The sequence below is a fragment of the Ramlibacter sp. genome (genome assembly GCF_035706265.1).
GTDB lineage: Bacteria > Pseudomonadota > Gammaproteobacteria > Burkholderiales > Burkholderiaceae_C > Ramlibacter.
Genome location: NZ_DASSVG010000085.1, coordinates 1 through 5,620, shown reverse-complemented (window position 1 = coordinate 5,620; position 5,620 = coordinate 1). Strand labels below are relative to the sequence as shown.

Here is a 5,620-nt window from a genome sequence, read left to right as displayed (position 1 = left end):
GCGGCGCAGTTCGGCCCGATCACGGTGCTGTTCCGGCCCGCGCGCAAGGCGTGGCTGAAGGAGCTGGTCGCCACCTCGCGCAACCGCCCCAACATGACGGCCGTGCCGACCACCCTGGCCGGCGTGCGGCAGATGCTGCGGGGGCTCAAGGCGGGCGAGGCCGTCGGCCTGTTGCCGGACCAGGTGCCCCCACAGGGCCTGGGGGTATGGGCGCCCTTCTTCGGCCGCGAGGCCTACACCATGACCTTGCCGGCGCGGCTGGTGCAGCAGACCGGGGCCGTGCTGCTGCTGGTGTGGGGCGAGCGGCTGCCGGGCGGGCGCGGCTACCACGTGCACGTGCGCCGCTTCGAGGGCGAGCTCGCGCGCGATCCCGCGGAGGCGGCCACGCAGGTCAATGCGGAAATGGAGCGCATGGTGCGCGCCGGGCCCACCCAGTACCTGTGGGGCTATGCGCGCTACAAGCAGCCGCGCGAGGAGGCCACGGCATGATGGCCCGTGTCGGCATCGCCTTCATGCGGCTGATCGCACCGCTGCCCCTGTCGTGGGTGCGGGCGCTCGGGCGCGTGCTGGGCTGGGCGCTGCATGCGCTGGTGTGGTCGCGCCGCAAGGTGGTGGACACCAACCTGCGGCTGTGCTTCCCGCAGTGGAGCGACGCGCAGCGCCGGCGCGTGGCACGCGAGGTGTTCGTCTACGTGGCGCAGTCCTTCCTCGATCGGGCGTGGCTCTGGCACGCGCCGCCCGAGGTGGTGAAGCGGCGCGTGCACCTCACGGGCGCGGTGCACGAGTTGGAAGGGGCGGAGCCCACCATCCTGTTCTGCCCGCATTTCGTCGGCCTCGACGCCGGGGTGAGCGCGATGTCGCAGCAGGTGCCGCGCAGCTTCGTCGGCATCTATGCGCGGCAGAGCAACCCGGTGATCGACGCCTGGGTGCTCAAGGGGCGCAACCGCTTCGGCGACGCGCGCCCGATGAGCCGGGCGGAAGGCGTGCGCGACCTCATCGCCGCGCTGCGGGCGGGCAACGTGATGTACCTGCTGCCGGACATGAACTTCACGCGCGAGGAGTCGATCTTCGTGCCTTTCTACGGCGTGCCCGCGGCCACCGTGCCCTCGCTGTCGCGCTTCGCGCGCCTGGGCAAGGCCAAGGTGGTGCCGCTGATCACGAAGCTCACGCCGGAGGGCTACGAGGTGCGGGTGTGCGAGGCGTGGCAGGACTATCCCAGCAAGGACATCGAGGCCGACACCGCGCTGATGAACGTGCGGCTGCAGGCGTACATCGACGCCATGCCGGCCCAGTACTACTGGGTGCACAAGCGCTTCAAGACGCGCCCGCCGGGGGAGCCGGAGATCTATTGAGCCGTATCGCTGGGCTTCGCGCTGGCGCGGCTCAGCACCAGCCTACGAATCCGGCCCAGCCCGCAGAAATGCGGAAAGCCGCTCCGCCACCCACTGCGGCCGTTCGTGCACGATCCAGTGCGAGGCGTCCGCCACCTGGTGCAGCTCCAGCCGCGGGACATACTCGTCCAGGCCGTCCACCAGCTCCGGCAGCAGCGCCGCATCCTGCAGGCCCCACAGCACCAGCGTCGGCACGTCCACGGTCAGCATCTCGCGCCGTAGCGTGACGGCCGCGGCGCCGGGGTCGCCCTCGCGCTGCGGCCGCAGCGGCGAGGCGCGGTAGTAGTTCAGCCCGCCCGTGAGGCTGCGGTCCCACACGGCGCGGTACTGCGCCTTCAGTTCCGGCGTCAACCACTGCGCGGGGCCCCAGTGCGTGAAGAACCCGAACAGCCGCCGGTAGTCGTCCTCGCGCAGCAGCGCCTCGGCGTCGGGGCGCACCAGGAAGTTCATGTACGCGCTGGCCTGCTGCTGCGCGGGGCTCTCGCGCAAGGCGCGCAGGAAGGTGCCGGGATGCGGCGAGTTGATGATCGCCAGGCGCTGCAGCAACTGCGGTTCGCGGTTGGCGAGCCCCCAGGCCACGGCGCCACCCCAGTCGTGCGCCACCAGGCAGGCGAGCGGCGCGCCTTCGATCTGCGCCAGCGCCGCGATGTCCTGCACCAGCAGCTTGGGGCGGTAGGCCGCGACCTCCGCGGGCTGCGACGAGGCCTCGTAGCCGCGCAGGTTGGGCGCCACGCAGCGCCAGCCCTGCTGCGCGAAGGTTTCCAGAAGTTCGTCCCACACGAAGGCGGCTTCGGGAAAGCCGTGCAGGAACATCAGGACCGGGCGGCCCCGCTGCCCCGCGCCGCGGCAACTGAGGGTGATGCCATGGGGAAGCGGCTGCTGCCAGGTCTCGATCGTCATGGGGTCTCCGGATGCGCCCAGTGCCACAGGAGCAGCGAGGCTTCCTCCACGCCCTGCTTCTTCAGGGCGGAGAACAGCTTGACTGCGCCGCCGGCTGTCTGCAGGCGCGCGATCGACAGCGCCTTGTTCGCTTCCGACCGGTTGAGCTTGTCGGCCTTGGTCAGGAGCACGAGGAACTTCAGGCCTTCCTCCACCCGGGGGCGGATCACTTCCAGCAGGATCTCGTCGAGCTCGGTGAGGCCGTGGCGCGGGTCCACCATCATCACCACGCCCACCAGGTTGGGGCGCGTGACGAGGTAGTTGGCCATCACCTGCTGCCAGCGCAGCTTGTCCTGCTTGGGCACGGCCGCATAGCCGTAGCCGGGCAGGTCGGCCAGCACGGCGTCGGTGAGGCCCTGCTTGCCCAGCGCGAACAGGTTGATCGCCTGCGTGCGGCCGGGCGTCTTCGACGCGAAGGCCAGGCGCTTCTGCTGCGTGAGCGTGTTGATGCAGGTGGACTTGCCGGCGTTGGAACGGCCGACGAAGGCGATCTCGGGCACGTCGAGCTCGGGCAGGTGCTCGAGCCGCGGCGCGGTGGTGAGGAAGCGTGCCGTGTGCAGCCAGGCGACGGCCTGGACAGCGGAGGTCCCCTCGGGGGAGCTGGTGGGGGCGGGCGGGCCCGGCGGGGAGGTCATGGGGCAGGAGGAGGGGAGGAGGCGGCATTGTAGAATCCCACGGTTTTGCGCCAACGAACCCAAGAAACGTGATGAAGTCGCCTGTTTCCCTGTTGCTGGCCGCCGTGCTGGCCGCTTTCGCGCTCCACTCCGGAGCCCAGCAGCCGGCCTCCGAAGCCGCGAGCGCCGCACCGGCCGCCAGTGCCGCCGCGCCCGGCGCCTCGGGACTCACCGTCGCTCCGCCGGCCGCTTCCGGTTCGGAACCGGCGCCCGGCCCCGCCGCGGCCACGCCCGCACCGGCGGCCCCCGCTGCGGTCGCCACCGCCGCCACGGGCAAGCCCGATCCGGCCGCCGGCGAAGCGAAGTTCGGCACCGTCTGCGCCGCCTGCCACGGCCAGGGCGGCAACTCCGGCACGCCCGCCAACCCGAAGCTCGCCGCGCAACACGCCGCCTACGTGTTCAAGCAGCTGCAGGAGTTCAAGAGCGGCAAGCGGCCCAACCCGATCATGCAGGGCTTCGCCTCGCAGCTGACCGAGGCCGACATGAAGAACATCGCGGCCTACGTCGGTGCGCAGAAGTCCAGCCCCGGCTTCGCCAAGGACAAGGAGCTGGTCTCGCTGGGCGAGCGCATCTACCGCGGTGGTGACCAGTCGCGCCAGATGCCGGCCTGCGCCGGCTGCCACAGCCCCAACGGCGCCGGCATCCCGGCCCAGTACCCGCGCCTTTCCGGCCAGTACGCCGAATACACGGCCAGCCAGCTGGTCGCCTTCCGCGACGGCATCCGCAAGAACAGCCCCCAGATGGCGCAGATCGCGGCCAAGCTCAACGACCGCGAGATCCGCGCCGTGGCGGATTACATCGCCGGCTTGCGCTGAATCAAGCGCACCCCGCGCGCGGTTGAACCAATCGCCGCGCGGCTGAACCAAGATAGGCGGGCGCCTCGCAAGAGGGCCCGCCTTGTTTTTTGCCCCGCCCGATGACCGCCGCCACCGCCGATCCGCCTTCCCTTTCCCGTTCGAGCCGGTGGCGCGCGCTGCTGGAGCTGGTCTCGTCGATGCGCTTCGCGATCGCGCTGCTGACCGTGATCTGCATCGCCTCGGTGATCGGCACGGTGCTGAAGCAGCAGGAGCCGCTGGGCAACTACATCAACCAGTTCGGCCCCTTCTGGGCCGAGCTGTTCATGGCCATCCACCTCAACGCCGTCTACAGCGCGTGGTGGTTCCTGCTGATCCTCGCCTTCCTGGTGGTCAGCACGTCGCTCTGCATCGCGCGCAACACGCCCAAGATCCTGGCCGACCTGAAGTCGTATAAGGAAAACATCCGCGAGAGCGCGCTGCTCGCCTTCCACCACCGCGCCGAGGCGCAGCTGGCGGGCGCGCCGGAGGCGGAGGCGCGGCGCGTAGGGCAGGCGCTCGCCAAGAGCGGCTGGAAGGTGCGCCTGCAGCAGCGCGGCGAGGCCGGCTGGATGGTGGCCGCGCGCGCCGGCGGCATGCACAAGATCGGCTACCTCGCGGCGCACAGCGCGATCGTGCTGGTCTGCCTGGGCGGCCTGCTCGATGGCGACCTGATCGTGCGGGCGCAGATGCTGTGGGGCGGCAAGGAGCCGTATCGCGGCGGCGGCAGCATCGCCGACGTGCCGGCGCAGCACCGGCTGCCTTCGACCAATCCCACGTTCCGCGGCAACCTGATGGTGGCCGAAGGCACGCAGTCCTCCACCGCGGTGCTGGGCCAGTCGGACGGCATCCTGCTGCAGGAGCTGCCCTTCGCGATCGAGCTGAAGAAGTTCGTGATCGAACACTACGCGACCGGCATGCCCAAGCTGTTCGCGAGCGACATCGTGATCCACGACCGGATCACGGGCGAGCAGATCCCGGCGCGGGTGGAGGTGAACCACCCGGTGCGGCACCGCGGCATCGAGATCTACCAGTCCAGCTTCGACGACGGCGGCTCGCTGGTGAAGCTGCAGGCGCTGCCGCTGGACGGCGGCACGCGCAGCTTCCAGGTGGAAGGCCGCATCGGCGCCTCGACCGAGATCGCCGGGGCGGGCGGGAAGACGACGCTCGAATTCACCGGCCTGCGCGTGATGAACGTGGAGAACCTCACCGAGGCCAACGGCGGCGGCAGCGGCGCCGACGTGCGCGCGGTGGACCTGCGCCAGGCGCTCGACGCGCGGCTCGGCGCGGCCAACAAGACGGCCTCGCAGAAGAACCTGCGCAACGTCGGCCCCAGCGTCAGCTACAAGCTGCGCGACGCCGCCGGCCAGGCGCGCGAATTCCAGAACTACATGCTGCCGGTGGACCTGGGCGACGGCGTGCCGGTGTTCCTGCTCGGCGTGCGCGAGAACCCGAACGAGCCTTTCCGCTACCTGCGCGTCCCGGCGGACGAGAAGGGCTCGCTGGAGGGCTTCCTGCGCCTGCGCGCCGCGCTGGCCGACCCCGCCCTGCGCGAGGCCGCCGTGCGCGCCTATGCGAAAGCGGTCACCGAGCCGGGGCAGCGCGAGACGGTGCAGCAGGTGGAGGAGTCCACCCGCCGCGTGCTGGCCCTGTTCGCGGGCGCCGCGCCGCTGGGAGGCCAGGGCGAGGGCGCGGGCGGCCTGCAGGCCGTCTCCGAATTCATCGAGGCCAAGGTGCCCGAGGCCGAACGCACCCAGGCCGGCGGGGTGCTGGTGCGGCTGCT

The 5,620-nt window shown here is 71.1% G+C and carries 5 protein-coding genes and 1 pseudogene; 4 read left to right on the top strand and 2 right to left on the bottom strand.

Going from position 1 to position 5,620, the window contains the following annotated elements; translation table 11 throughout:
• A pseudogene (locus VFM98_RS03210) lies at nucleotides 1-489 on the top strand (lysophospholipid acyltransferase family protein); the annotation flags it as partial.
• Entirely contained in the window at nucleotides 486-1,352 is an 867-nt protein-coding gene (locus VFM98_RS03205; RefSeq protein ID WP_325108457.1) for a lipid A biosynthesis acyltransferase, read from the top strand. The pseudogene VFM98_RS03210 and the gene VFM98_RS03205, both read left to right, overlap by 4 nt.
• 42 nt (nucleotides 1,353-1,394) lie before the next feature.
• On the opposite strand, the gene VFM98_RS03200 is transcribed toward VFM98_RS03205, so the two are convergent.
• Together VFM98_RS03200 and yihA are read right to left on the bottom strand one after the other, a co-directional pair.
• Complete coding sequence (locus VFM98_RS03200; RefSeq protein WP_325108456.1) at nucleotides 1,395-2,291, bottom strand: alpha/beta hydrolase; 897 nt, start codon at nucleotides 2,289-2,291, stop codon at nucleotides 1,395-1,397.
• Complete coding sequence (gene yihA / locus VFM98_RS03195) at nucleotides 2,288-2,965, bottom strand: ribosome biogenesis GTP-binding protein YihA/YsxC (RefSeq protein WP_325108455.1); 678 nt, start codon at nucleotides 2,963-2,965, stop codon at nucleotides 2,288-2,290. Before yihA ends, VFM98_RS03200 begins: the two co-directional genes overlap by 4 nt.
• Nucleotides 2,966-3,036: 71 nt before the next feature.
• Between yihA and VFM98_RS03190 the strand changes: the two genes are divergently transcribed.
• Nucleotides 3,037-3,819 (top strand): c-type cytochrome, encoded by a 783-nt coding sequence (locus VFM98_RS03190; RefSeq protein ID WP_325108454.1) that lies wholly within the window; start codon nucleotides 3,037-3,039, stop codon nucleotides 3,817-3,819.
• A gap of 101 nt (nucleotides 3,820-3,920) precedes the next feature.
• The coding region (locus VFM98_RS03185; protein ID WP_325108452.1) for a cytochrome c biogenesis protein ResB at nucleotides 3,921-5,620 on the top strand (1,700 nt) is incomplete at its 3' end.